This window comes from Paenibacillus sp. ALE2, from assembly GCF_054113385.1.
Map to the genome: position 1 here is coordinate 4,671,107 of NZ_CM134213.1, position 25,986 is coordinate 4,697,092.

Sequence of the window (25,986 nt, forward strand, 5' to 3'; positions counted from 1 at the left end):
CTGTACCGTACGCATTAAAGCCTAGCTCCTCTGCAAGCACAGCCTGCCTGACGACATTTTGGAATTTTTGCTGTGAATAACTCAGGCTTCCCCAGTGATCGTGTCTAATTTCGGTTAGCAGTCTCGGCTTCATTCTTTTCATCGATGTAGGTGGAGAATAATTCAGGATTCACTACTTTACGCAGTAAATGCATCGTCCCGTCTCCTGTTCCATGGTCAAAAGCATGGATACGTTCATATCCCCAACGCTCGTACATAGATAATAAATAGGGATGTTTTTCCGCAGTGGCTAATGTCACTGCAGGAGCTCCAACCTGATCACGAATAATCGTTTGTTCTACCCAGTTCAGCAGTTTTTTTCCATATCCTTTGCCCTGAGCAGCCGGATCTACGGCAAACCACATCACAAACGGAAGATCGGTTATAAAATTAAGGGCTCTATTTTTTAGATGACTAACGGTAGCCTGGATGACACCATCGACTTCCAGCACATAGCAATCATTATTTTTAATGTTTTCTTGAATGAGAGCGACGTCTGCCTGAGCGGCAGGCCATTTAAGCTCCAACTGCCGAATTGTTTCATATGCCTCATACGTTATATACTGCAATCTTTCTGCATCCTCTTGACGTGCCAGACGATAGATCTCGCTCATAGTTCCCCGCCTCCCTATAGTATTGTAATAATGCGCATAATTTTTTTCAACTAATCCTATCTTTTTAATAAGAAATAAAAGTTAACATAACTGTAGCATGCTCACCATTCAGCGACAAATTAATTTTTTCTATACCTTCATTTAAAATAACAATGTCCCTTGAGGGTTGGAAAGTCCGCAATTCAAATAAAAGCAAAAAAGCCCGAAAGCCGGGCTCCTTTACTTTCTAGACCAATAGAATGCTGTCCCTGTCTCTGGGGCATTCAAACCAACCTGTACGCTGTGTTATTCCGCAGGGGCAACAAAGCTGCGTTTGGCAAACTCGCTGTCCAGCATATAAAAGGCATTGCTGTCTCTTTCAATACGCTTAAGCTTCTGGATAACACTATCGAACAGAGCTTCCTCTTCGACTTGCTCATCAATAAACCATTTCAAGAAATGGATCGTTGCATGCTCTCGTGCATCGAGGGCCAAGTCAGCCAAATGATAAAATTTTTGTGTGTTTTGCTGCTCATGCTTGTAGCCATGCTCAAATACGTCCAGCATGGAATCGTAGCTATTTTTGGGCTCCGGTAATGCTGCCAATGTAGCGCGTCCTCGACGGTCGTTAATGTATCTATACAGTTTCATGGCATGAAACCGTTCCTCCTCTGCTTGTACCAGGAAGAAGTTTGCAAACCCATCCAGACTTTCACTGGAGCAATAAGCAGCCATTGCCAGATATACGTGAGCGGAGTAAAATTCGAAGTTCATTTGCTCATTCAGAGCCTGTGCCAAATTGTCATTCATGTCTTAGGTCACCTCGGTCAGATATGTAATGATGTAACGTTCTTAGTGTACCATGAATTTGATCACAAAAAAACGGACGGAAGTGAATTCAGACACACTCACGTTCCGCCCGCCTTGCTCAACATTTAGTTCACAATCAAGGCTCCAGACCCCAGACACGTTTGTCGTTTATATACAAAGGTGTTTTGTCCCAATCTGTATAAGAGGTCTTGGTTGCATCATAGGAAAAATCGTTACTTTCGTTATAGTTGCTCCAATCCGTCTTGTTCATGCGAATCTGAATATCCCCCGTGTTTTCCCCTGCTGCCAGACTTCCCGCACCGGCTCCAAAGGAGATCTCCAAATAATAATCTGCCCCAGTTACGGCCTTATCCAGTTTCACAAACCGTCCCTGAACATTGCCGCTGCCCAATTGTGCATAATCACAGTGAAACTCCTGCCCCTTATCGCCATCTACAGTATAGTAGTATCTCAGCTTTACGTTTTTCAGATCAAGAGCCTCTTTACCCTTGTTTACGACACGGAAGAGTGGTCGAATCTGGTTATCTCCCGGGTTGGTGTCGCCCACACGGTATTGGGCAATTACATCTCCCTTCGCCGGAATCGGGGCTGCTGTTGGCTTGGCGCTGACCTCAGCAGAATCCGGGCTGGTTCCTAAGGAATTTGTTGCACTTGTTACATAATAATAAGTGGTTTCATTCACCACCCCTGTATCCTTGTAAGTGGCGTCAGTTACCGTTGCTACCGTGGTATACGGGCCACCACTGGTTGTGGAGCGCTTAACCGTGTAGCTATCAGCACCTGTCGCTTTGCTCCAGGTTAGTGTAACTTGTGCATCTCCTGCACTCGCCTTTACATTTGCCGGAGCTTTGGGAGCTGTAGGTTCGGCTGGTCCACTACCATTAATCAGACGGTCATACTCTGCATAAGCAGTTGCCATATCTACTTGGGACCAGAAACGGTGATACGTAAATTCTGGCGCACCTTTATCCCATTTTTTGGTCTGTTTGTTCCATGAAGTCGTGTATTTGTCTTTAAGATAGGACCATTGCGGATCTTTAGTGATATTAGGGCGGATGTCGCTATAGCTGGAATACGTACCATTCCCTCCCTTGGACGGATCAGACGGTGTAGCGTCTGTGCCTGGGATCGTGTTGCCTTGCCCAGTCTTACCACTCCATCCGCTCGGGATATATACTTCTTTAGTAAAATAACGATAATAATCCTCACGTGCTTCCTTCGTTGTAATTCCTATGCCGTCGTTATAGCCCCATGCTGCATCAAGCAAGGCTTTGGACAGATCTTTGGCTTCCTTGCCTAACTCGGTGTAGTCTCCTTTTTCAGCTTTTGTTCCGGCAGCAAAGAAGGTAAGCGCCTTCACATAACTGCCCAGCACTCCTGCATCCTGTCCTGGATTTTTGGTTACGACATGAAGATTGGCATTTCCTTTATGATTGGCAAATCCGCTCCAGGTTTCAGGCTTTCCACTCCATTCCAGATTGCTCGGCAGCCAGAACTCACCTTTAGCCGCTGTAGTGGCTACCTTCGGATTTTTGCCACCCAGAATACGCTTGCCTTGTACATCCAAATAGTAACCCTGCGCATCAGTTACAGGCCGTTCGTTGGCAAATACATAGCTCTTGGACCAAGCGATCCAGTTTTCCGTCACTTGTTTGGCCATTTTAAACTGCTCAGATGAAGTGTCACCTTTCTTGGCCAAAATATAGTACAGCTCCGCAATCCGCTCGACAGGCCAAGCCTGCATGCCAAACCAGTTGTTGGACGGTGGATCTTGATATACAGGAGCCCCTGTATAAGCCATGCCATAAAAAGTGCTCGTACCAGATGGATACGCCTTGTAGGCACCATCCCAGCTATTCGTTGCTCCACCTGCAATGGCCCCCTCATCAGATTGCAGCCAAGTGTAAAATTCCAATTGGCGCTTGAGCGAGGTCGCCCAATCCTGTCCTGCCGTAGGTGAATTTGGGATCAATCCGCTATCCTTATCGGATAATGCATATGCAGCAACGACATTCTGGTAGCCCTGATGCGCATGGCTGGCACCAATCCGCCAAGCCCAGTTGCCGCTTTGGCCCAGTCCGCCGCCCCAAGCCGTATACCATGCCATTAGATAAAGACTGGCATCCTTGCCCGTGCCAGCAATCGGACTTCCATTGGAAGCGCTTCCTACTTTCTGGAAGTATTTATCGTACATGCCGTAACGCAAGAAGTCTCCCATCTTTTTCGCTTTGTCCAAATATACCTGGTTGTCATAACCGAGTTCTTTTGCCCAGTACATGGCTTGAACCGCCCGTGCGTCCGCATCCGTGGCATTCGTGTAGCGCCATTGCTGTGCAGGAGCATTATTTTCCTTGGTGAACAGGCTCATGAAGCCTTCATTAGGCTTGCCAAACTTGTGATTATCCTGCGATGGATGCGGTACGGCCTCCCAGACCGATTCCTGTTCCCCGCGCTGGAAGGTGTTCACATAGGTCGTCGTATGTGACGGATTCAGCAGATTGCCAAAACCGTACCAATTGTCTACATCCAGCAACCAATGCATCAGGTAGGTCTGATTGTTGCCATAGGTTGCCTTCAGCTCAGAGTCCAGCGGGTCCTTGCCAGCACCGTACTGACCACTCAGACGGCTTGGGTACTGATCCGGCTGTGGATATTCTGCGGCATAAGTGGCAGGGCTGTTCGGATTATAGTTACTCATTGTAGGCTGCTCTTCCTTACCGTCACCCTCATTAACAGGAATGATATATTTCTCCATGTTGTCCCATGCCGATTCCAAATGACCCCAATCCCCGGTATAATGACCATAGAGAACTTCCAGCCACATCCAATAGCTGTATGCTTCCGAGGTCGTTAAGTGTCCATAGTCAGGCGCCTCACTCATAAGTGTTTCAACGGAATGATAAGGGATACCTTCTTTAGAAAAGTAACCGCTAGCTGGGTCCTTCAGTTGTTTATACATTTGCAAAAAGCGTGTTGATTCAGGGGTTGCGGCTGATGCACGGTCGGGTTCGGCCTGAAATAAACCCAAGCTTAACGGAAGTACCAAAATGGCTGACATGACCATAGAGACAGATTTTCTGAACACAGATTTTCTACTGATCACTTTTGCATTCATCCTCTCCATTATCAATATTGGCTTTACTTAAAATTTGGTTCCGAAAAACGACAGCACAAAAAGACAGCGCCATCACCTCACTTTCCCGTTATAAAGGTGGAGGACACGCTGTCCATAGCTCCAAATGCTTCACATTGGCCCTGGCAAGAATATACCACACTAGTCGCCAAATGAGAGTCGAAAAATTCTATATGTTTAGAGTTGCACAAGGAAAATTGACGAAATCGATAGGAATCGGTACTATTTCACAAGGAGGCGTTAAAACATGAAAGTGTTGCTGTTGCTTGGCTGTATTGTGATGTTTTTAGCTGTAGCTCTGGGAGCATTCGGGGCGCATGCGTTGAAAAAAAGACTTTCCGCAGACATGATGAGCATATTCCAGACAGGAATTCAATATCAAATTGCTCACGGTTTGGGTTTGTTGCTGCTGGGAGTTCTTGCAGGCAACCTTGCCCATTCTTCTCTTATTGTAACCGCAGGTTGGGTTATGCTGGTGGGCATTCTTCTGTTTTCCGGCAGTCTGTATGTTCTTAGTGTGTCTGGTGTGAAAAAGCTTGGAGCCGTCACCCCGATTGGCGGGCTGGCTTTTTTGGCAAGCTGGGTCATTGTGATTGTGGCGGTAATACAAGGCTAAACAAATAAACAGAGACTTGGAAAAGTAGGCGCTTCCAAGTCTCCTGTATCATGGCCGATTTATTGATGAAGATGAACGCGTCTATGATTTCGTTTACACTTGCTGTGCTTTCTGAGCCGCGATCCGATGACCTTCGATATAGCGTTTGGATTGAGCCATTTCATGCTCCTGAGCAGCTTCCATAATAATATGGACCCCTGGCTTGTACTGCTCCAGCAGTTCCATATATAGAGCATAGTTCATGTCACCAAAACCCGGCGGTACGGTCTCGATCTCACCTGATGATGACAAACGTCGGTCTTTGGCATGTGCTGCGATAATCCGAGGTCCTAGCAGCTGAAAAGCTTCGCGGATGATCTCATCCTGTCGCGCCAGGTTTTCCGTTTTTAGCAAATTACCCGGATCAATCACAACACCAATGTGTGAAGACGGTACTTCCTCCAGAAAGGTAGCTAGCTCTGCTGCTGTTCCGACCAAATGATCGTTAGCAGCCTCTAATCCTACAAATACGCCCCACTTCTCCGCCTCATCTGCTAATTCTCGCACAACTTCTTTTACAACTCTCCAGTCTCGCTCCGAATAAGGGGTCCCATCCTCATTGCGTCCGACTTCAGCTGCAACCATTGGTGCTCCTAACAGACTTGCGTATCGGATCAGCTCTTTGAACCGCTCTACATTTTCACGTAACAATTCCTCATCCTGTACAAAAAAATGCAAATAGCACCCGAGCACTGATATGGATACTCCGTGCTTACGAAATTCCTCAGCGATAGACAATGCCAATCCAGGATTGAACTTGCCTGGTTTATTAAAATCGACATCACTGATCGCTCTCCACGGAGCGAGCTGAACATGAGTAAAGCCCGCTTCACCTACCTTTGCAGCCAACTCGCGATAAGGCAACTTGCCAAACAAATGTGCCAATACACCTACTGTCACTAAAAATCACCTCTTTTTATTTTTGTATTCTACTAATCGCCGTACTCAGCTCCAAGGACTCATTGATGATTTCTGTAATTCGTTCTACTTCATCATGAATAAAGAAGTGTCCTCCCTCAAAGGTAAACACACGAAATTGCTGATCCGTATGCTGTGCCCACGCCTCTGCATCTTGTAGGGCCACCGTGTTATCAGTCAGTCCTGTCAAGGCGGTGATAGGGCAATGTAAAGGCGTGGCTTTGCTCATATACTTATACATCTCGACTGCTTTGAAATCTGCTCTTAATACTGGCATAAAATAGTCATACAATTCCTGATTGTCAAAAATGGCTTCCGAAAGTTGACCATACCTCTGCAAATGCGTTCTGAATTGATCTGCAGGCAGATCATGTAACCACGGGAGATTTCTTGGGATATGCGGTGCCCGTCCACCCGAAACAAATAGATGAGCCGGCTGGCCATATCCTCCAGCCACCAGCTTATAATACAGCTCGAATGCAATCATCGTACCCATGCTGTGACCGTATATGGCATAAGGATCACCAGGGGCTAACTCATGGCTGATTTGATGCAGCAGATCCTCGCTCATCTCCTCAATACTATCCTTAAGCGGTTCCCCAGAACGAATACCTCTGCCCGCCAATTCCAAAGGGACAAGTTTAATCTGTGGAAGCAGCAGCTTTTTCCATTTGAAGCTGACTGATGCCGATCCGCCTGCATATGGGATGAAAAATAATGTGATAGGTACCATTCTTGCAACCTCCTGTGTTGCGGAATTCTAACTTTTTTATTTTAGCACAAAAAGGTATATTTACCCATTTCAAATATTTTGCAAATTCGAAAAAGAGGGTTGACGAATTCAAGCACATTTTGCATAAAGCAGGAAATGTATTTCTTAAGGAAGAACTGCTGTATGTTTGAATATAATCATGTGTTGGGTCTTTTATTTTTCCAATTCGAGAGGAGTCCTGCACTATGAAGTATGGTTTCTTCGATGATGCCAACCAAGAATATGTCATCACCACCCCTCAAACTCCGTATCCCTGGATTAATTATTTAGGTAATGAACGATTTTTTGGACTCATCTCCAATACAGGCGGCGGCTATGCATTTTATCGAGATGCTCGCTTACGTCGCTTAACACGTTACCGGTACAACAATATTCCTGTCGATAATGGTGGTCGCTATTTTTATATTTATGATGATGGAGATTATTGGACTCCGGGCTGGATGCCGGTTAAAAGGGACCTGGAGCAGTATGAATGCCGTCATGGACTTGGATATACCTCAATTATGGGGGAACGCAGAGGGATTCGGGCTACGCAACTAGCTTTTGTGCCCCTATCTTTTGACGGCGAGGTCCACCAGGTCAAGCTTCAGAACACATCGTTACAAACTAAAAAGATCAAACTCTTTTCATTCGTCGAATTCTGCCTGTGGAACGCCTATGACGATATGACCAATTTTCAGCGTAACTTGAACACAGGCGAAGTTGAAATACAGGACTCTGTCATTTATCACAAGACAGAATACCGTGAGCGCCGCAATCATTATGCTTTTTTCTCTGCGAATCGTCCGCTGGCGGGCTATGACACAGACCGTGAAGCTTTTTTGGGTCTCTACAACGGACTGGATCAGCCCTACACCATCACCGCAGGGCAAGCGTCTAACTCGATAGCCAGCGGCTGGTCCCCTATCGGATCGCATTGCATTGAGATTACACTGGAGCCGGGCGAAGAAACAAGCTGTAACTTTGTACTCGGATATGTGGAAAACCCAGAGGAAGAAAAATGGGAGTCCCCCGGTATTATTAACAAAAAACAGGCTCATGCCATGATCGCGCAATTTGCGGATGAAACCGATGTGGACCGTGCGTTAAGTGAGCTGCGAAGTTATTGGAACAATCTGCTGTCCAAGTACACCCTTCAAAGTCACGATGACAAGCTGAACCGAATGGTGAACATATGGAACCCGTATCAATGTATGGTTACATTCAATATGTCACGTTCGGCTTCGTATTTTGAATCCGGTATTGGACGTGGTATGGGTTTTCGGGATTCAAATCAAGACTTGCTCGGCTTCGTCCACCAAATACCGGAGCGGGCAAGGGAACGGATTATCGACATCGCTTCTACTCAATTTGAAAATGGCGGGGCATATCATCAGTACCAACCGTTAACCAAAAAAGGAAATCACGAGGTTGGCGGTGGCTTTAACGACGATCCGCTGTGGCTTATTGTCGGTACCTCAGCATATATCAAAGAAACCGGAGACTTTGGCATACTGGATGAACAAGTTCCCTTTGACGGGAATATAGATCGTGCCGCTTCGCTGTTTGAACATTTGAAGCGTTCTTTTTATCATGTTGTAGACAATCTCGGTCCGCATGGTCTTCCGCTCATTGGCCGGGCTGACTGGAACGACTGTCTGAATCTCAACTGTTTTTCCGCTACACCAGATGAGTCCTATCAGACGACACAGAATTTGGAGGGCCGCATAGCCGAATCTGTGTTTATCGCAGGACTATTCGTATACACTGGGCCGGATTTTATTGAACTTTGCAAGCGCAGAGGTTTGAATGAAGAAGCAGTCGCCGCTCAAGCACATGTGGATTGTATGCGAACAGCCACATTGGAGCATGGGTTTGACGGGGAATGGTTCTTGCGGGCGTACGACCATTATGGTAACAAAATAGGGAGCAAGGATTGTGAGGAAGGGCAAATTTTCATAGAGCCTCAAGGCTTCTGTGTAATGGCAGGAATTGGCGTTGAAGAAGGCTTGGCTCATAAAGCTCTCGACTCTACACGTGATCGGCTGGAAACTCCCTACGGCATTGTACTACAACATCCGCCTTATTCCCGCTACTATATTAATCTGGGTGAAATCTCTTCCTACCCTCCTGGGTATAAGGAAAATGCAGGTATTTTCTGTCACAATAACCCCTGGATTATGATGGCAGAAGCTGTCATAGGACGCGGTGATCGCGCTTTTGAGCTGTATAGCAAAATTGCTCCCGCTTTTCTAGAGGACATCAGCGACATTCATCGTACCGAGCCGTATGTGTATGCTCAAATGATTGCGGGCAAGGATGCGGTTCGTGAAGGTGAAGCCAAAAATTCCTGGCTAACAGGTACTGCGGCTTGGAATTTTATAGCTATTACTCAATCCATCCTCGGTATTCAGCCGGAATGGGACGGTCTGCGTATTGATCCGTGCATCCCCAAATCCTGGGGAGAATTCACAGTCACCCGTGTCTTCCGAGGCGACACCTATGTGATTCATATCACGAATCCACAGCACGTCTCCAAAGGTGTAGCTACAGTTACCGTAGATGGCACTATTCTAACGAATAATATTCTGCCAGTTGCAGGAGATGGAACTATTCATCAGGTAAAAGTGTTGCTGGGCTAACGAGTTCATGTCCTTCAAAAAAATTAGCTTCAACTTCACCACATAGTATCTTATAATACGAGAATGGCTATAGATACATTAAGTGTGGTGACATCATGAACAAGACAAAACGGCTTACTCAAACCATGGATTACAGAACAAAGCAAGCCCGCTGGGTGCGCAAAATGTTATTACTTTACTGGATGATTATAACCGTACATTTTATCGTCCAGCTGGGCAGCTACTTATTCCTTGATTATTCCGCTTCGCCTTATGAATTTTACGTTGGGGTCCTTATTGTTCCCACACTAATCATGAGTGGATCCAACTTACTTGCAGAACTGGCACATTTTAAATTTAACAGGTATTCTTTTGCAATTCTGTTTATGGCAAGCACCGTTATTTGTTGGATGATTATTCGCCTTAACTATGACATCCGGATTATTCCAGCGTTGTGCTTGTTGCCTATTTTCTCTTCAATCTTGTTCTTCAATCGTCGCTTAATATGGCTTTCTTTTGTATTGCAAGTGATCGTCTTCTTTCTATTGCTAGCAATAGATGGATCATTCCGCAGCTATTTGTCAGACTTTGATATCGTGGCGATTCCGACATTTTTGATTATGTCCACCTTTATTGCCCTCATTATTCAGGCCAGCGGCCGCGATTTGTTAGTGGATTTATACAAAACAAAGCGTGCTCAGCAGGAATTAATGATCAGTAACGCGATTATTAGTAAAATGTCCATGACTGATGGTTTAACGAAGCTATACAATCATTTGTCTTTCCAAAACTTTTATGAAAAAGCACTGGAATATGCCGAACAAGGCGCGATCATCCATCTGGCGTTAGTGGATATTGATAATTTCAAGAAGATCAATGACACTTACGGGCATCAGTTTGGAGATAAAATTTTGGAAGGCATCTCGCAAATTATTACAGAGCAGATTACAGCAAATGACATTCCGGCCCGCTATGGCGGTGAGGAGTTTGCTATTTTGATGTTCGAGCATACTTTTGAGGAAGCTTATCAGATTGTAGAGAACATTCGGCGTGAAGTGGAGAAAATGACCTTTCAGGAGAAAATGCAAATCGTTTCTGTAACCGTAAGCATTGGATTAAAAAGCTATACCGAGGATATGAACAAAGACAAAGATGTATTTTTCCAGGAGACAGACGACTATTTGTATCAAGCCAAGCGCTCCGGTAAAAATAAAATTGTTGCTCTTAACCATATCGCTTAATGTAAAAATGCATTTAATGCAACTCCGGCATATAGTTGTCGGAGTTTTTTTGTATGTAGAAACTTAAAATTGAGAAGAGTTGACAATTTTATGGATTGCAAACTAAAATGGTTACACGCGGAATGGTTATTTACTTACGAAAAATAAGCTTTAAGGAGATGGTTTTACATGTCAACACTCGTTATTGTTGTTCACCCTGATCTTGCGGAGTCTCGCATTAATAAAAGATGGATGCAAGAACTCAAAAAGCAATCCAGTGTGACCGTTCACAACCTGTATGAAGTATATCCGGATGAGCAAATCAACGTTGCCCATGAGCAAAAACTGCTAGAGCAGCATGATCGTATCGTTCTGCAATTCCCTTTTTACTGGTATAGCAGTCCTTCCCTGCTGAAAAAATGGCTGGATAAGGTTTTAACCTACGGCTGGGCTTATGGAAGCGAAGGTGACAAGCTACAGGGCAAAGAGTTGTTGATCGCCTTGTCTGCTGCCAGCGTGGAGGAAAACTATCAACATGACGGAAGAAACAGATATACGATCGAAGAGCTGTTGAGACCTTTTGAAGCTACAGGCCTTCTGATTGGTGTCAAATTGCTCCCTTATTTCGTGCAGTATGGTGCCGGAGTTTTGACAGATGAGCAGTTGGAGCAATCTGCACAAAAATACGTGCAGGCGGTTATTTCTTAATTTACACAAAATACCCCTTGGAAGGTGCCCACACCTGCTTGCCCTACAGCAGACGTTGGCTCCAACCAAGGGGCTTTGCTGATAGAATTACATTTACAGCGTAACCAAGTTGCTGGTTACCTGAGCCATGCTTTCTTTAATAATATTGCAGCCCTTGCTCAAGTTCTCCATACTTATCGTTAACGCTGGCATAATTTTAAGTACCGTATCGTTACGCCCAGCTCGCTCAATAATAAGCCCCTTACTAAAGCAGAGAGTTGCAACCTCCTTGGCGAAAGCTTCTCCCAGATGGGTCACATCAATTCCCCAGATCAGTCCCAAGCCGCGGATTTCAATAAGTGGATCCATTGTTTGGATATGTTCACGCAAGAACTGCTGAACAAAAGCTTCTTTTTCCTTCACTTGGGTTTCCAACCCAACCGTGTCTCTGAACTCCAGCGCCGCCTTTGCTCCGACAAACGCTAGCTGATTTCCACGGAAGGTGCCGTTATGCTCACCAGGACTCCAAATATCCAGTTCTGGCTTAAGCAGCAACAAGGACATTGGCAGACCGTATCCACTGATCGACTTGGACAAGACAACCATATCAGGCACAATGCCTGCTCGCTCAAACGAGAAGAACGAACCAACTCGGCCGCAACCGACCTGAATATCGTCAGCAATGAGCAAGATATCATGATCATCGCAAAGCTGTCGCAAATCACGCAGCCATTCGTTATCTGCAATATTAATACCGCCTTCAGCCTGTATCGTTTCCAAAATAATCGCAGCAGGCTTCTCCACACCGGAATGAGTGTCTGTTAAAAGCTGTTCCATGTACAAAATGGTATCCATTCCGTTAAATGTGCTGTTATAAGGTATAAAGGTAACATTATTCAGTGGGACTCCTGCGCTCTCTCGCATGGAGTTATTGCTGGTAATCGATAAGCTACCGAGCGACATACCGTGGAACGCGCCCATAAAAGCAAAAACACCATTTCTTTTTTTTACCTTACGCGCAAGTTTCAGTGCTGCTTCCACCGCATTGGTTCCCGTCGGTCCGCAAAATTGAAGCTTATAATTCAAGCCCTTAGGCCGGAGAATACGCTCGGAAAAAGACTCTATAAACTCTTGCTTGGCCGTGGTGTACATATCCAGACCATGCATGATCCGATCGGAGGTTAAATAATCTAGTAACCGGTTTTTCATAAAGTCATTATTGTGCCCATAATTTAAAGCCCCTGCACCGGCGAAAAAGTCAATATATCCCTCTCCTGCCTCCGTGTACATAACATCGTTTTTTGCTTTGTTGAAAACAACTGGAAAACTCCTGCAATAAGACCTTACATTGGACTCCAGTGTTTCGAATGTGTTCATAAATATTCGTCCTCCCGCTGACCTGATTTTTGAAAAATACAAGCATGGAAAGCAAAAAAAGTGTAAATATGTAATCTAAAATGAGTAGACAGTCTGAATTCACAATGGGATATCCACACCATAAAATCTTGAGTACGATCACAAGAACATATAGAGTACAAAAGAATACAACAGAGATGCACATTGAGAGTAAGATGAATAGAAGATTAAATAGTGGGGTTTTCTAAGAGGTCTGTCAGAGGATGTCAACTCCTATGTAATAAAATACCATAATTTTCATTAAAGTCAATGCATGTTTCTGAGATCTTTTGTTAATTTATTGTAATTTTAGGACATTTCCTTGCAGTATATTGTTAAATAAATATGAAATATGACGTAATATAGTAATAAATCTCAAAAATAGTACATTTTCATATCAAATAGATATATATCTAGATCGTCCGGAGACTGGATTTCCATAATAAAGCTGAGCTTTTGACAGACTGACCAAAGGAGTTTACTCTATCAAAAGAACTTGCTAAATTTAAAAATAGATAAGGAAACACATCATGTCTAATGTTTTGATTATTGAAGATGATAATATGCTGGGTGACACTCTCTCCTTATATTTAACAGGGGAAGGCTACCACGTTACACGAGTGGAACAAGCGACTGAGGGTATTGCCCGACTCGATAGGGTACAGCCCGATATTATTTTACTAGATCTGTTGCTTCCAGATTTGGATGGCGTGAATCCCTGCCCACTGATACGCAAGCATACGGACGTACCAATCATCGTGATTTCTACAGAAAACGACATTTCAGAGCGCATTCGTACACTTACGTTGGGAGCAGATGATTATATTTGCAAGCCTTTTAGTATGCAAGAGCTCAAAGCACGGATCGAAGCTCTTTTCCGTCGGATCAAAATCACACGCTTGCAAGGAAGAGGCATTTCACCTGTAGCTGAACCTGAAACAGGCATTACTTTGGATCTGGCGAGAAGAATGGTTACCGTTAATGGTCAGATGGTAGAGATGACCTATTCGGAATTTGAGCTAATGAAACTTTTTTATACGAACCGAGGAATTGTATTTAGTAGATATGCCTTGATTCAGGCTCTCCGTGGCACAGACTCTTTTATTAATGAGAGGGCAGTGGACGTACATATTAACCATTTACGTAGAAAGATCGAAAAAGACCCCAAGAAACCGCAATTGATTAAGACCATTTGGGGAGTCGGTTACAAATTTATGCATTAACGCAGCTAGATCCAGGGAATGGATGATTTAATTTGATTAATCTCCTTTTGAACCCTACTCAGTTGCTCTCTCCAGTCTGGATACAGCTCTCCCCCTGAGGTTTCATTGCTGCGCTTCAATGCTTTCTCCAGCATTATCACCTTTGCCAGCAGATCAGTCGCACACAGATTCCCCGTTCCTCCCTTCAGCGAGTGAATTAATCGAAGAGCAGAAGACAACTGACCATTGTCCATTTTTCTCACAACTCTTCTATCAAGATACTGGTATTCCTGTATCCATTTATGTAGGGCAAATTGAAAAATATACACCTTGCCATCCATACCGGCTATCGCTTTCTCCGCGTGAATACCATGTAATTCTTGCAGCCAAGCTAAATGAATCCAGCTATTTAACATTCTTGTTGCGGTTAATTCATGTACAGGCTTGAGCAGCACATCATTAATGCCTGCACGTAGACAAACCTCCTGCTCAGGCTGCACAGCATCCGCGGTAAAAGCGATAATGGGGAGTCTGTTAAAAGCTCTGTTTCTTCGAATATATCTGGCCGTCTCAAAACCATCCATTTCCGGCATATGCAGATCAAGCAGCACCATATCCCATGAGCACCGCTCCAGTAATTCTATAACTTCTCTTCCATTTGTGACTATCGTTACCTCAAAACCACGCTCTGCCAAAAACTCAGTGATCACTAATTGGCTAATCTCGTTATCCTCTGCTATGAGGATTTGATATTTTTGTGTTGAGACCCCAACTTCATATTGGAGGTCCATTGTTGCAACAGCTTCCAGACTATGATTATCTACAGACACTGGCTTTTCCTGCTCGGGTCTCAAGCGGAGCACCTCCAGAAGAGCGTTCCGGGTTACTGGCTTAGACAAAAAGGCATTCACCCCCTGCTCTGTAGCTTCAACGGCTACTTCTTCCAACTGGAACACGGTTGTAAGCCCAATGACCTGAGTCATTTGCTTATCCAGTATATGAAGCCAATGCCTGCGTGATTTAAGCTCTCTAAAGTCTTCCATCCCCATATCAATCATAACCAAATCAAAATGTTCACCCTTTTGAAAAGCGTCTGAATATTCCTGTAAGGATGAAACGGTGAGTGTTTGTAGCCCCAAATCTTGCAGTAGTTCGTTCAGGCTGTGGCTCACCAGTTCATGCTGTGCAATGATTAAGGCTTTGCCGTTGACTGGTTTTTCCAGCTGTGTGCTTCTCGCATTTAAATCCCCTATTTCAAGTTCCACATTAAAGTAAAATTGACTGTACTCTCCTAAACGGCTTTTCACTTCTACGCTACCACCCATAGCTTCAGCCAATTGCTTGCTAATAGCCAAACCCAGCCCGGAACCCCCATATCTGTGGGTAGATGTACTCACTTGCATAAAAGGGATGAATAGCTTGTCCATTCCGGTCTTGGAAATGCCTATGCCCGTATCTTCTACCATAAAAGAGACACTCACTCGTCCGTCTTGCTGGCCTACCATTTTTACCTGTAACAATACATGTCCCTGGTCCGTGAACTTAATGGCGTTGGTCAGAAGATTTAAAAGCACCTGTTCCATTCGAAGCGGATCTCCCTTGAACCTTTTAGGTAATTTCGGGTCCACTATGAAAACGATCTCTACTTTTTTATGTTCCAGCAAAATCCCAACGGTATCTGCGAGATGCCGAAGCATGTTTTCCAGCTCAAATTCCGCCTTTTCCAGTTCTACCCTACGGGCCTCCATTTTAGAAAAATCCAAGACATTATTGAGCATGGACAAAAGAGTACGCGAGGAGGCGAGCAGCTTATGGAGGTAATCATTCTGAACGTCAGTCAGTTGAGTCTTACTCAACAGCTTTGAGAGGCCAATGATGCCATTCAGCGGCGTTCGAATTTCGTGGCTCATATGAGCTAGAAAAATACTTTTTGCATGGTTAGATTCACTCATCTCCTTTCTTTTCTGCTCGGAAGCTTTATACTCCGTAATATCCAATACATGACCGATGACATATCTGGTGAGCCCCTCGTCCCTGACAGGATGCAAGGTAATTAAAGCTGAATATTCCCAAAACTCCAATTCAAATACGGTCCGATCACCGAACCAAGCCTGTTTGTAGTATTCGGTAAGCTGCTCCAGTGTTTCAAAGGAAAGCTCCAAAATATCCCCGATACGCTTCACATGCTCCCATTTATTGAAATTGACTTGCAGATTCAGACCCATGCGCTCCAGCAATTCACCATCAAGCAGCATATAATAAAATTCATCCCCCCTTTTCTCCAACCTGAAGGTAAAGCCAGGTTGAACTCGAAGTAAAGTTAGCAGATCATGATTTTTGTCAATCGAACGCTGTCCATTTGTATACCTGGCGGGGATTAGTGCCTGCCCAAACAGAGTAATGAACAATAGACCAACCCCTATTTCCAACCCGCAGGTCAGCAGTGTTCCATCACTTATGCCAAAATATAAGAACAGAACTCCTGCCAGCCCGTATAAGACGCCCGTGAACGCCTGACGAATGAGCTGACGCTGAAAAATCAAAACTAATAATAATATCACGATCGTATATAGCAACAAATCTCGAACCAAGTGTTCGTCCTCCTTGTAATCTCCCATACGTTGCGAGAAGCTGTATCGGAAATATAAAAAAACTCAGGACAGATTCCTTATGCCATTAGGCTTAAAGAACTGTCCCGAGCATTCATTGTACTATAGATTCCATAAGGTTCAAGCTCGTTTTAATATTTGAAACGACTGATCATCACCTTCAAATCAGCAGCCATATTGGAAAGCAATTGAGCAGAGGCTGAAATTTCCTCCATGGAAGCCAATTGCTCTTCTGAGGAGGCGGCCACTTCTTCAGATGTAGCGGCATTACCGGTTGCAATCGTCGCCAGCTCATTGGCTGTCGCTGCAATCTCTTGTACACTGGCTGAGATTTGCTGGGCTATCGAAGCAACCTCCTCTACCTGAGGAGTGGTCTCTCGAATGCCTTCCATCGCATGATTCAGCTTCACAATGGTCGCTTTGGAAATCTGTAGCCCGTCCTTCACCTCAGTCGTAACCCTATCCATCGTCTCCACCGTAGTTTCGGTTTCATGTTGAATTTCGCCAATCAAGTTGGCAATCTGGGTGGCAGAACTCTGAGACTGTTCTGCCAGCTTACGCACCTCATCCGCGACGATGGCAAAGCCTTTACCATGATCACCTGCTCTGGCTGCCTCAATAGCTGCATTCAACGCCAACAGGTTCGTCTGATTGGAGATATCGCCAATGACCTTCGTAATTTCTCCAATTTCATGAGAGCGGGCTTGCAAGGTTTGAATCATCCGGTTGGAACGCTCTACTGACTCGTGAATGGAATTCATCTGCTCGCCTGTCTGCTCTACAGATTTTCGTCCTTCCTCAGCTTGCAAGGCAGATTGTCTGGCCAGATCTGCTACTGAAGTCGAGCGTTCAGCGATTCGAGTGATTCCATGTGCTATTTCATCCAGTGCCACCGAGTTATTTTCCAGCCCCATAGTCTGCTTCTCCGCACCGCTAGCAATTTCTTGCACGGCTTGGGACACCTGCTCGCTTGCCGCGCTGGTTTGTTCCGCGCTTACCGTCAGCTCATTCGAAGAAAGAGCGACGTGATCTGCACTGTTTCCTACATTCTGAATAACAGATCGCAAGTTGTTCTGCATATTCTGAAAAGCTACTCCTAATAGTCCAATTTCGTCTTTGCTCATGACTTGAATGTCCTGTGTCAGATCCCCGGCGCTCACATTTTCCGCCTGTTCTTTAAGTTTTATAATCGGTTTAATGATGGAACGGATCAGGAAATAAACGATGATAGCACCAATCACAAGACAACCAACAATGGTAAGCAAAGTGCTGATCAAAATCGGCTGAGCTGCTTCATCGACTTCAGATAAATAAAGCGTTCCGCCTATCTTCCAGCCTGTCAGCTTATTGGTCGCATAGTTCATATACTTGAGCTGACCTTCATATTCATATTCGTATTCACCAGTATCGCTTTGAAACATACGTGATTCAATATCTGTAATTTTGGTGCCTGCTGTCTTCGTTGGATGAACAATGTAAGTATGGTTGCTATCCAGCAATATGGCATAACCCTCGTGGCCTACTTTAATATTGTTCAATGTATCTTTAATACCACTAATTTTCAGGTCAATGCCAATAACACCCGATCCATCTGTCGTTGCTCTCGACACCGTAACCGTCATCTGCTTTGAATCTGCCGAAAGATAAGGTGAACTAATCGCTGTCTTTGTTGGTCCCTTTATCGCTTCATCATACCAAGGTCTGATACGTGGATCATAATTATCGGGTAATTGCTTTTGTGGATAGGTTGTAGTTTTAGCATCTTTCGTACCATAATAGATGGATTCTGCTTCTGGGTGAAGTGCAGCATATTGCTTAAACAACTCTTCCAGTTTAGCTGCTTGTTCTTCCGTCTCGATCCGATTGCCTTTTAGTCTTTCTGCAAAATATTCTGCATCATGTATCTTGGGCTCAATGGCACTATCAATGATAAAATTTGTACGAATTATAGCCTGCTCGGCGCTCTCTTCAATCTGGTTTCGAATCTGCTGACTAGCGCTCACAAACGACAGAGCACCCACGATCATGGATGGTATGATCAAAAATGCAATAAAGGCCACCATTAGCTTTGTTTTGAAATTTTTACTGAGCATCCTCGACACCTTCCGTTTTTTTTCTGAAAACTTCTTCATTACTAAGCATCTCCATTTCATCGCCAGAATTTTGTAACCTATGGTGAACCGCTTCGTCTTATCGATGATGACAGGTCACCTGACAGATTCTCTCTCACGTTTTTTCACATCTCTTGCTGAAATGCTTCGATATAAAAAGATATAAACACGCTAGTTGAATAGGTATATGTACTTATTTTTGAGCGCCACAAGGCTGAACGGAACCGGTTCTTTGATATAATATACCTAAAAATTATTAAATAAAATGCAATGTAGATGTTAAGAAAATGTTAGTTTCCCCACACTATACCTACCTCTTTACATAAAATAATCCCCTTGAAGGTGGCACACATAGGCTCATTGATCGAAATCACCATATGCTACACCCGCAAGGGGATTAAATATGATTTATTCCATTCTATCCAGCAAAACCTTAAAATCGTCGAGATGGGTGACCGGTGCCTGACAAGCAAAATGCTCACACACATATACGGCTGGTTTGCCATTCACAAGATCGTAATCATGGATATAAGGAGCTATTTCTGCAATCTCTGGCTGTCCTTTATCCTTCAAAACAACAACCATATCCGGCCTAAAACCAGCTTGAACCACCTGAACGAACTGAGCAGTCTGCGGATCATCCCTTTGACCCACAATCACAATCTCTTTCGTCTTTCCCGTCGCATACAACAACGCGCTGAGCAGCGCTGAGTAGCCTGAGGGGTAATGAGCAACCATCCCGCCAAAAGCCTTAAACTGCTTGGCTGCATAGTCTTCCAATCGAGTTTCCCCCGTTAGCCGCGCAAGCCGCACAAAATTATGGGCCGCAATGCTGTTACCCGACGGAATCGCACCATCATAAATTTCTTTGGGTCTGGATATCAATTGTTCACTATCTGAACCGGTAAAGAATAATCCGTCCCGTTCTTCATCCCAAAACAGATCAATCATATCCTGATTAAGCGTCAGTGCCCGCCGCAGATACTGTACATCGAAGGTCGCCTGGTACAACTCAATCAAGCCCCACACATAAAATGCATAATCATCTACATAGCCGGGGTAAGCTGTCTGACCGTCCCGATACCGTGCCAATAGGCGTCCATCCCCCCGTCTCAAATGGTTCCACAAGAACGTCTCTGCCTTTCGAGCTTGCTCAGTATATCTGGTATCTCCAAAAGCTTGCCCCGCCTTGGCCAAAGCAGCAATCATCAACCCGTTCCACGAGGTCAAAATCTTGTCATCCTTTTGAGGATGAACCCGCTGCTCCCTAGCAGTAAACAGCTTGGCCCGTAGCTCACTGACCCGCTGCTCCAGCTCTAGCTCGGTCAAATCATGCTTGTTCGCATAGGCTTCCAGATTGATATCAATCAGGTTTGGAATATTGTGGCCTTCAAAATTACCGTAAGGTGTGATTCCGTACAAATCGTTGAAAAAAGCGGCATCCTCATCGCCCAGTACAGACTTTATCTCGGAGTCGCTCCAGACGTAAAATCTACCCTCTTCTCCTTCAGAATCCGCGTCCTCTGCCGAATAAAAGGCGCCACCTACATCCGTCATGTCTCTTGCGATATATGTAAAAATTTGTTCAGTGATTTGTCGATACAGTCTCTTGCCTGTCACCTGCCAAGCCTCTGTATACGTGATGGCCAACAAAGCGTTGTCATACAGCATTTTTTCAAAATGCGGCACCAACCATTTCTCGTCCACTGAGTACCTTGAGAATCCCATGCCTACATGGTCGTAGATTCCGCCCCGTGACATCGCATCCAGCGTCTTCTCTACCATTTCCAATGCCTGTTGATTCCCCGTATGTTGTGCATATCGCAGCAGAAAAGACAAATTATGTGAAGAAGGAAACTTCGGTGCTTCTCCGAAGCCACCATATTCATGATCGAAGGTGTGGCTGTATTCATGGAAAGCTTTATTCAAGCACTGCTCATCCAGTTCACCGCGATAACCTGCAAGCAAGTCCTGTCGTTCATGCTCGGTAAGTACCTGCTCACTCAGCTCCATCAGCTCATCCGGCTGTTCTTTCCAGCGGATTCCCACCTTACCCAGCAACTCCAAAAGTCCGACACGCCCAAACTTCTGCTCCTTGGGCAAATACGTGCCCGCAAAAAAAGGCCTCTGATCCGGCGTCATCAAAATCGTCAGCGGCCAACCCCCATGCCCGGTCATCGTCTCGCAGATGGACATATAAATATGATCCACATCCGGACGTTCCTCTCGATCCACTTTAATGGATACGTAATCCCGGTTTAATACCTCAGCTACCTCTTCATCCTCGAAAGATTCTCTCTCCATCGCATGACACCAATGACAAGTCGAATAGCCAATCGACAAGAAAATAGGCTTGTTATCACGCTTAGCAATTTCAAAAGCTTCATCTGACCAAGGGAACCAGTTTACCGGATTGTAAGCATGTTGCAATAGATACGGTGACTTTTCCTTGGCTAATCTATTCGGTTTGCTGCTCGTTGACATGGGGCATCACCACTTCCGTAGTTGGATTTTATGCTCGGTATTATTTTACCCTAAATGGTTGGTAAAAGTCGGAAGAATAGAAAAAAGATAATGACCTTTTATCGAATCTATCAATTAATTGTTTATTCAGGTCATAAGTAGGTATGAAAAAGCACTGATGGGTATTCTCCAACAGTGCTTTGTTTACTGCAATCGTACCTTATTAGCCTTTAGCATTATACTCATTAGCGTTTATATCAAATATGTTCAGAGCTTTCAGTAAGGCGTATTCACTTGTTCTGGTCCCTTCTTTTGAAAAATGCGCATCTGGAAAAGCGGGGGACATATGATGGTACCCGGGATAAACATGTAATTCCACTAAGACACCATCAAAGACCAGTTGTTTAGCAAAAAATAAGGCTTCATCAATGAATAAATCAATGGTACCTATATTTATATAAGTCGGTGGTAACCCGGCCAATGACTTTGCACGGGCTGGCACATAATACTCACTTACCTCCTCAGAACCGGGTTCAATCCCCAATACAGATTTCCAGCCAAAATAATTACTTTGTTTCGTCCAAATAAACTCTCCTGCGTATGGATGCTCCGGTGCGATACTTGTGCGGTCATCTAGCATTGGCCTCATTAATCTTAGATGATGGATTTCGAATTCCTTCTGATCGCGAATGTACAAAGCTAAGCCAGCCGCCAAACCACCACCAGCGCTACTGCCCCCGACGGCAACTTTCTGAGTATCTATCTCTAACTCTTCCGCATGTTCAATACACCATTTTAGGCCCGAATAACAATCCTGTAACTGACTTGGCTGTACATGCTCTGGCGCTAGGCGATAGTACACAGATACACAACAGAAACCATGTTCTGCAGCAAGAGCTGCATTAGCAGGACGATCCACGACTGGACTTCCTAAGACCATTCCGCCTCCGTGTATAGGATAATATAGAGGCAACTTATTATGCTTTGATTGTTTAGGCTTAATGATTTCTATTTGAATATCTGGACCACTAAAATAACTTGGCACAATCTTTTTTTCTAATGTAACAGGGAACATCTGCGTTACATCTAATGGTTGCATCATTTGAGATTGGTTTTTACGTGCTTCCATTAGTGTAGATTTGGTAAGATCGGTTGTTGGTATTAAATCAACTACACTGATAATTTCTGGATCAATCAGATGTCTACTTCTACTTTTTTGTTCCCCCATGGTAGTCGTTTCCCCACTTTCTTGTTTCAATGACAATAAATCAATACATGTTTCCTTTCATTTATTCAGAATCGGCACCGTTCCAAATCCGCTGTTGCTGTCGTTTATATTCATATTTTAAAGATTAAAATAAGCTTTATAAATGAAAACAACGAGTTAGAATCATTTTTGACATAAAAACAATAATGAAAAAATGAGGTGCAATCCAATCTTTTGCCAAACAAAAAAACGTGACCGGATTGGTTTTTCACCGCGATCATCCAGTCACGCCCTAAGCTCACCATGTTATGAGCCAAAACTAAATTTATTGACGCGAGTATAGCACCACGCCACTTTGCAAATTAGGTGTTTTTTTTGTCCACTTCATAGGGTATCGATCGATATTCACGGGTGTAGCCTTCTACTTTTTATGTGAATACACAATTTTCTTAATGGTTTCGGTAGAGAGAAAAAACTCCTTAGCTAATTGCTCGATACTGCTGCGATTTTGAAAAGCATTTCTGATCGCGGCATTTCGCTGTTCAAGCAACCTTCTCCCGCCACTCAAACTGCCCCAATCCATATATTCCGTTTTTGGCTTAGGAATATACAGAGTCTCTCCTTGAACATATTTTTGAATTTCCATAATTAGTTTTTGAGGTAAAACTTTTGTAGCATTCGTATATCTCAATTTTGCTCGCTCCTTATTTTGATTTTTTAAAATAAGGTGCAAAGCCAAAAATATTAAAAAAGCTTGTTCAGCGTTAAAAAATTGTTTCGCCCCATACAAAGTAACGCTTTCTCAATAATTGGCTTTGCATGAGTGTAAGAAGTCACAGACAATCCCAATAGATTCTCCATCAGTAGGCACCCCCTTTTACTTCGCAAGTATAGCATAACTCTGCTCACCTGATCTTCATCTATTTACGAGGTGCTGTCGGGACGCTTTTTTTGCTCGACTCTTGTTATTCGTAAGCCGATGTTTTATATTGACATAAGAGTAGGTCAAAAACAAAAGAGGTGAACGGACGAGATGTCTCCACGAACGAAGGAACAAAACGAAGAGATCCGGCTGCGGCGACTGGCACAAATCCGGAAAGCCGCTGCCGATGTGTTTTTGAATAAAGGGCCTTTACTGGAAATCCGCGATGTGGCCGTGCAGGCGGGACTCGGCTATGGAACGGTATACCATTATTACGGCAATAAGGGTGATCTGCTCCACGATCTGCTATGGGACGCGTTGGAACGGTCCGGGGGATGGTTGGAGGCCCCGCGTGCTTCGGCTTCGGGGCAGGCGCCGGCGCGCGGGCATTTCGGCTTGGCTGTGGCGGCAGATATCGGGAACACGTCTGCCGCGGATTCCCAAAGCAAAAGCCGCGAAACGGCCGCTACCGCAGAGCTTGGCCCCGTCGCCGCCGCTGGCGTCCGGCTACTGCAGCTTTGGGCGGAGGACCACGCCCTGTACCTGCTGCATAAGCTGGCCGGTGAGGGCTTTGCCTCGCTGCCTGAAGCGCGCTCGGCCCCACTCTCGGCCGCTTTTCGCCGGGAGGTGCTCGCGCCGCTTGCCGCTTTGCTGGAGACTGGGCGTGCGGTGGACGAGGTTGCCGCTTCCGGCGAAAATACGGCAGAGTCGCCGTATCGGCTACACCACGCGGAAATGCTGCTGGCCGCCTTGGTCGGCTGCGCCTCGCTTTCGCTTCGTCGCGGAAAGCTACACGAGGAGGCCAGGGATATCGCCCGGTTTTTAAAATTATAGAATGGATAAGGAGCGAATCATCAAAGATGATCATCTTAAAATCACCTAGAGAAATCGAAGAAATGAAACCGGCAAGCCAGATCGTTGCGGACTGCTACCGAGAGGTGGTCAAACTGATCGAGCCTGGGATTACCACTCGGGAAATCAATGACTTTGTTGCCAGACACATCACCAAGCTAGGCGGCAAGCAGTTTACGAAAGGGTACAACGGTTTCCCCGCCGAAACCTGCATTTCGGTCAACGATGTGGTCGCCCACGGCATTCCTTCGAACCAGGTGCTTATGGACGGCGACTTGCTGAAGCTCGACATCGTCGTGGAATACGGCGGATGGTTCGGCGATTCGTGCTGGTGCTATGCGGTGGGCAATATCCGGCCGGAGGCGCAAAAATTAATGAAGGTGACAAAGGAATGCTTGGATTTAGGGATTGCCCGTGCACTCCCCGGGGGCCGGCTCGGCGACATAACGTCGGCGATTCAACAGCATGCGGAAGCAAACGGGTTTTCGGTCGTACGCGATTTGCTCGCGCACGGGATCGGACGGAGCCTGCACGAGGAGCCGAGCTACGAGCATATCGGCATCGCTGGTAAAGGCATTCGGTTAAAGGAAGGCATGGTGTTTACCATTGAACCGATGATCAACGAAGGTACATTTCGTATTACGATCGACGACGATCAATGGACGGCGAGAACGGCCGACGGCAAGTTGTCGGCACAATATGAGCATACGATCGCAGTTACACAGGACGGCCCACTGATTTTAACGGCCCAGTAAGAATAAAGACAAACAGTCGGGAATGCGTCATTTTAGGAATAAGTCGCCAACCCGGCCTGCTTGGTCCGGCGAAAGTTCGTAATCCGAAACGTGAAAAAGCGCTGGTCCCAGGCTGGAACCAGCGCCTTTTTACATGGTTTGTATCTTTACCGATTTACGAAAAACCATATTGTTATGCGGTTTTTTATTATGACTTTGGTATCATGTTACGGATTTACACTCTCTCTTGGCTAGCCTATCTTGCATGTATGTTTTTCATTGCATATCTTGCTATTGGCTGAGCAATCAATAGCTCAATCCAAAATGCTACACCAAAATTTCTAAACCAGCTGTGAAAGAAGTTCTGGAAAGGTTCTAGGCTTATTTGTTTCGTACCAACCAAGTTCCTATAATTGTGGTAGGCTACACGAGTCATGCTAATAATATTAAAGTATAATCAAGCATAAAACTCATAAAGGAGTATATGAACAGTTGAGCAATTTTCTGAGTGAATTTGAGGAAAGATTTAGAGCAGGATTTTTGGAAGATCTCAAAAGCATACTGGAAGAAGTGAAGGATGAAAAAGTTTACGCTTGCGCGTTTGGCACAGACAGCGATTTTGTCACCTTATTTCTAGCTGTTAATACGGAGGAATCACTTGTTAGACATATCACAAACATGAAAGCCCAAGACCTGTGCAACAGCAAGGAAGATGAAATTTATTACAGATGGGGATTAAGCGAATATCAATATGGCGATACAACACACCTCAATCATATTAGCAAATTTCTGTATGCAACCGACAATGTGTTGGACTATAAAGATGAAATGATAAAAATTATGGCCAAGGTAGTTAAAGAAACCGACGATGTACTTTTTACTCAATTCGGCCAATCCAAAGAAGATATTATTTTTTTCGTGTCCATGACAGATGATGATATGGCCGAGGAACTGGAAGATCAGTCTGTAATTCAGATGACAAATGCCAAATTAGTTGATGGCTTCTTGCATCGTTATCAATAATACTAAATCATTCTCTTTCA

19 protein-coding genes are annotated in these 25,986 nt (G+C 44.7%); 8 read left to right on the plus strand and 11 right to left on the minus strand.

All coding sequences use genetic code 11. The features are described from left to right. Positions 1-104: 104 nt before the first annotated feature. The 3 genes from ACXHJ1_RS20110 to ACXHJ1_RS20120 form a co-directional block, all read right to left on the minus strand. The gene (locus ACXHJ1_RS20110; protein ID WP_044786506.1) at positions 105-653 is read right to left on the minus strand and encodes a GNAT family N-acetyltransferase; all 549 of its coding nucleotides are present in this window, start codon (positions 651-653) and stop codon (positions 105-107) included. Positions 654-938: 285 nt separating this feature from the next. Continuing rightward, entirely contained in the window at positions 939-1,442 is a 504-nt protein-coding gene (locus tag ACXHJ1_RS20115; RefSeq protein WP_013371107.1) for a ferritin, read from the minus strand. Between the two features lie 136 nt (positions 1,443-1,578). Next, positions 1,579-4,566 carry a glycoside hydrolase family 48 protein gene (locus ACXHJ1_RS20120; protein ID WP_457905116.1) on the minus strand — a complete coding sequence of 996 codons (2,988 nt, stop codon included), beginning with the start codon at positions 4,564-4,566 and terminating at the stop codon, positions 1,579-1,581. Between the two features lie 277 nt (positions 4,567-4,843). Here ACXHJ1_RS20120 and ACXHJ1_RS20125 point away from each other — a divergent pair, with 277 nt between their 5' ends. Continuing rightward, positions 4,844-5,212 carry a DUF423 domain-containing protein gene (locus ACXHJ1_RS20125; protein WP_017428559.1) on the plus strand — a complete coding sequence of 123 codons (369 nt, stop codon included), beginning with the start codon at positions 4,844-4,846 and terminating at the stop codon, positions 5,210-5,212. A 93-nt stretch (positions 5,213-5,305) separates the two neighbouring features. On the opposite strand, the gene ACXHJ1_RS20130 is transcribed toward ACXHJ1_RS20125, so the two are convergent. Continuing rightward, on the minus strand, positions 5,306-6,151 hold the full coding sequence (locus ACXHJ1_RS20130) for a sugar phosphate isomerase/epimerase family protein (RefSeq protein ID WP_044786508.1): 846 nt from the start codon (positions 6,149-6,151) through the stop codon (positions 5,306-5,308). 16 nt (positions 6,152-6,167) lie between these two features. Continuing rightward, positions 6,168-6,902, minus strand: coding sequence for a thioesterase II family protein (locus ACXHJ1_RS20135; protein WP_016819027.1), 735 nt, complete (start codon positions 6,900-6,902; stop codon positions 6,168-6,170). 224 nt (positions 6,903-7,126) lie between these two features. Here ACXHJ1_RS20135 and ACXHJ1_RS20140 point away from each other — a divergent pair, with 224 nt between their 5' ends. The 3 genes from ACXHJ1_RS20140 (at position 7,127) to ACXHJ1_RS20150 (ending at position 11,469) form a co-directional block, all read left to right on the plus strand. Then, complete coding sequence (locus tag ACXHJ1_RS20140) at positions 7,127-9,562, plus strand: GH36-type glycosyl hydrolase domain-containing protein (RefSeq protein ID WP_457905117.1); 2,436 nt, start codon at positions 7,127-7,129, stop codon at positions 9,560-9,562. A gap of 95 nt (positions 9,563-9,657) precedes the next feature. Continuing rightward, positions 9,658-10,782 (plus strand): GGDEF domain-containing protein, encoded by a 1,125-nt coding sequence (locus tag ACXHJ1_RS20145; protein ID WP_090891154.1) that lies wholly within the window; start codon positions 9,658-9,660, stop codon positions 10,780-10,782. A gap of 168 nt (positions 10,783-10,950) precedes the next feature. Then, on the plus strand, positions 10,951-11,469 hold the full coding sequence (locus ACXHJ1_RS20150) for an NAD(P)H-dependent oxidoreductase (RefSeq protein ID WP_457905118.1): 519 nt from the start codon (positions 10,951-10,953) through the stop codon (positions 11,467-11,469). Between the two features lie 93 nt (positions 11,470-11,562). Here the strand turns inward: ACXHJ1_RS20150 and ectB are convergent, their stop codons facing one another. Beyond that, complete coding sequence (gene ectB, locus ACXHJ1_RS20155) at positions 11,563-12,825, minus strand: diaminobutyrate--2-oxoglutarate transaminase (RefSeq protein ID WP_090891158.1); 1,263 nt, start codon at positions 12,823-12,825, stop codon at positions 11,563-11,565. A gap of 548 nt (positions 12,826-13,373) precedes the next feature. On the opposite strand from ectB, the gene ACXHJ1_RS20160 reads away from it, so the two are divergent. Then, positions 13,374-14,066, plus strand: a complete 693-nt coding sequence (locus tag ACXHJ1_RS20160) for a response regulator transcription factor (protein WP_107735047.1) — start codon at positions 13,374-13,376, stop codon at positions 14,064-14,066. A 5-nt stretch (positions 14,067-14,071) separates the two neighbouring features. On the opposite strand, the gene ACXHJ1_RS20165 is transcribed toward ACXHJ1_RS20160, so the two are convergent. From ACXHJ1_RS20165 to ACXHJ1_RS20185, 5 genes are all read right to left on the minus strand, one after another. Then, positions 14,072-16,636 carry a response regulator gene (locus ACXHJ1_RS20165; RefSeq protein ID WP_457905119.1) on the minus strand — a complete coding sequence of 855 codons (2,565 nt, stop codon included), beginning with the start codon at positions 16,634-16,636 and terminating at the stop codon, positions 14,072-14,074. A gap of 149 nt (positions 16,637-16,785) precedes the next feature. Continuing rightward, positions 16,786-18,786, minus strand: a complete 2,001-nt coding sequence (locus ACXHJ1_RS20170; protein WP_457905120.1) for a methyl-accepting chemotaxis protein — start codon at positions 18,784-18,786, stop codon at positions 16,786-16,788. A 387-nt stretch (positions 18,787-19,173) separates the two neighbouring features. Beyond that, positions 19,174-21,249, minus strand: coding sequence for a thioredoxin domain-containing protein (locus ACXHJ1_RS20175; RefSeq protein ID WP_457905121.1), 2,076 nt, complete (start codon positions 21,247-21,249; stop codon positions 19,174-19,176). Positions 21,250-21,451: 202 nt separating this feature from the next. Then, complete coding sequence (locus tag ACXHJ1_RS20180; RefSeq protein WP_457905122.1) at positions 21,452-22,456, minus strand: alpha/beta hydrolase fold domain-containing protein; 1,005 nt, start codon at positions 22,454-22,456, stop codon at positions 21,452-21,454. Between the two features lie 400 nt (positions 22,457-22,856). Beyond that, on the minus strand, positions 22,857-23,126 hold the full coding sequence (locus ACXHJ1_RS20185; RefSeq protein WP_025364821.1) for a CD3324 family protein: 270 nt from the start codon (positions 23,124-23,126) through the stop codon (positions 22,857-22,859). Between the two features lie 342 nt (positions 23,127-23,468). Between ACXHJ1_RS20185 and ACXHJ1_RS20190 the strand changes: the two genes are divergently transcribed. The 3 genes from ACXHJ1_RS20190 to ACXHJ1_RS20200 all read left to right on the plus strand — a co-directional run bounded on the left by ACXHJ1_RS20190 (position 23,469) and on the right by ACXHJ1_RS20200 (position 25,966). Next, positions 23,469-24,191, plus strand: coding sequence for a TetR/AcrR family transcriptional regulator (locus tag ACXHJ1_RS20190; RefSeq protein WP_039277256.1), 723 nt, complete (start codon positions 23,469-23,471; stop codon positions 24,189-24,191). 26 nt (positions 24,192-24,217) lie between these two features. Next, positions 24,218-24,964 (plus strand): type I methionyl aminopeptidase, encoded by a 747-nt coding sequence (gene map / locus ACXHJ1_RS20195; protein WP_016819015.1) that lies wholly within the window; start codon positions 24,218-24,220, stop codon positions 24,962-24,964. Between the two features lie 471 nt (positions 24,965-25,435). Then, complete coding sequence (locus tag ACXHJ1_RS20200; RefSeq protein ID WP_031463491.1) at positions 25,436-25,966, plus strand: DUF4303 domain-containing protein; 531 nt, start codon at positions 25,436-25,438, stop codon at positions 25,964-25,966. Positions 25,967-25,986 lie beyond the last annotated feature (20 nt).

What these genes read in the sequence shown, in the direction of transcription:
- ACXHJ1_RS20140 (WP_457905117.1), top strand. Translation starts at nt 7,127, where the DNA reads ATGAAGTATGGTTTCTTCGATGATGCCAACCAAGAATATGTCATCACC.
- ACXHJ1_RS20125 (WP_017428559.1), top strand. Translation starts at nt 4,844, where the DNA reads ATGAAAGTGTTGCTGTTGCTTGGCTGTATTGTGATGTTTTTAGCTGTA.
- ACXHJ1_RS20170 (WP_457905120.1), bottom strand. Translation starts at nt 18,786, where the DNA reads ATGAAGAAGTTTTCAGAAAAAAAACGGAAGGTGTCGAGGATGCTCAGT.
- ACXHJ1_RS20190 (WP_039277256.1), top strand. Translation starts at nt 23,469, where the DNA reads ATGTCTCCACGAACGAAGGAACAAAACGAAGAGATCCGGCTGCGGCGA.
- ACXHJ1_RS20135 (WP_016819027.1), bottom strand. Translation starts at nt 6,902, where the DNA reads ATGGTACCTATCACATTATTTTTCATCCCATATGCAGGCGGATCGGCA.
- ACXHJ1_RS20110 (WP_044786506.1), bottom strand. Translation starts at nt 653, where the DNA reads ATGAGCGAGATCTATCGTCTGGCACGTCAAGAGGATGCAGAAAGATTG.
- ectB (WP_090891158.1), bottom strand. Translation starts at nt 12,825, where the DNA reads ATGAACACATTCGAAACACTGGAGTCCAATGTAAGGTCTTATTGCAGG.
- map (WP_016819015.1), top strand. Translation starts at nt 24,218, where the DNA reads ATGATCATCTTAAAATCACCTAGAGAAATCGAAGAAATGAAACCGGCA.
- ACXHJ1_RS20115 (WP_013371107.1), bottom strand. Translation starts at nt 1,442, where the DNA reads ATGAATGACAATTTGGCACAGGCTCTGAATGAGCAAATGAACTTCGAA.
- ACXHJ1_RS20160 (WP_107735047.1), top strand. Translation starts at nt 13,374, where the DNA reads ATGTCTAATGTTTTGATTATTGAAGATGATAATATGCTGGGTGACACT.
- ACXHJ1_RS20175 (WP_457905121.1), bottom strand. Translation starts at nt 21,249, where the DNA reads ATGTCAACGAGCAGCAAACCGAATAGATTAGCCAAGGAAAAGTCACCG.
- ACXHJ1_RS20145 (WP_090891154.1), top strand. Translation starts at nt 9,658, where the DNA reads ATGAACAAGACAAAACGGCTTACTCAAACCATGGATTACAGAACAAAG.
- ACXHJ1_RS20150 (WP_457905118.1), top strand. Translation starts at nt 10,951, where the DNA reads ATGTCAACACTCGTTATTGTTGTTCACCCTGATCTTGCGGAGTCTCGC.
- ACXHJ1_RS20180 (WP_457905122.1), bottom strand. Translation starts at nt 22,456, where the DNA reads ATGGGGGAACAAAAAAGTAGAAGTAGACATCTGATTGATCCAGAAATT.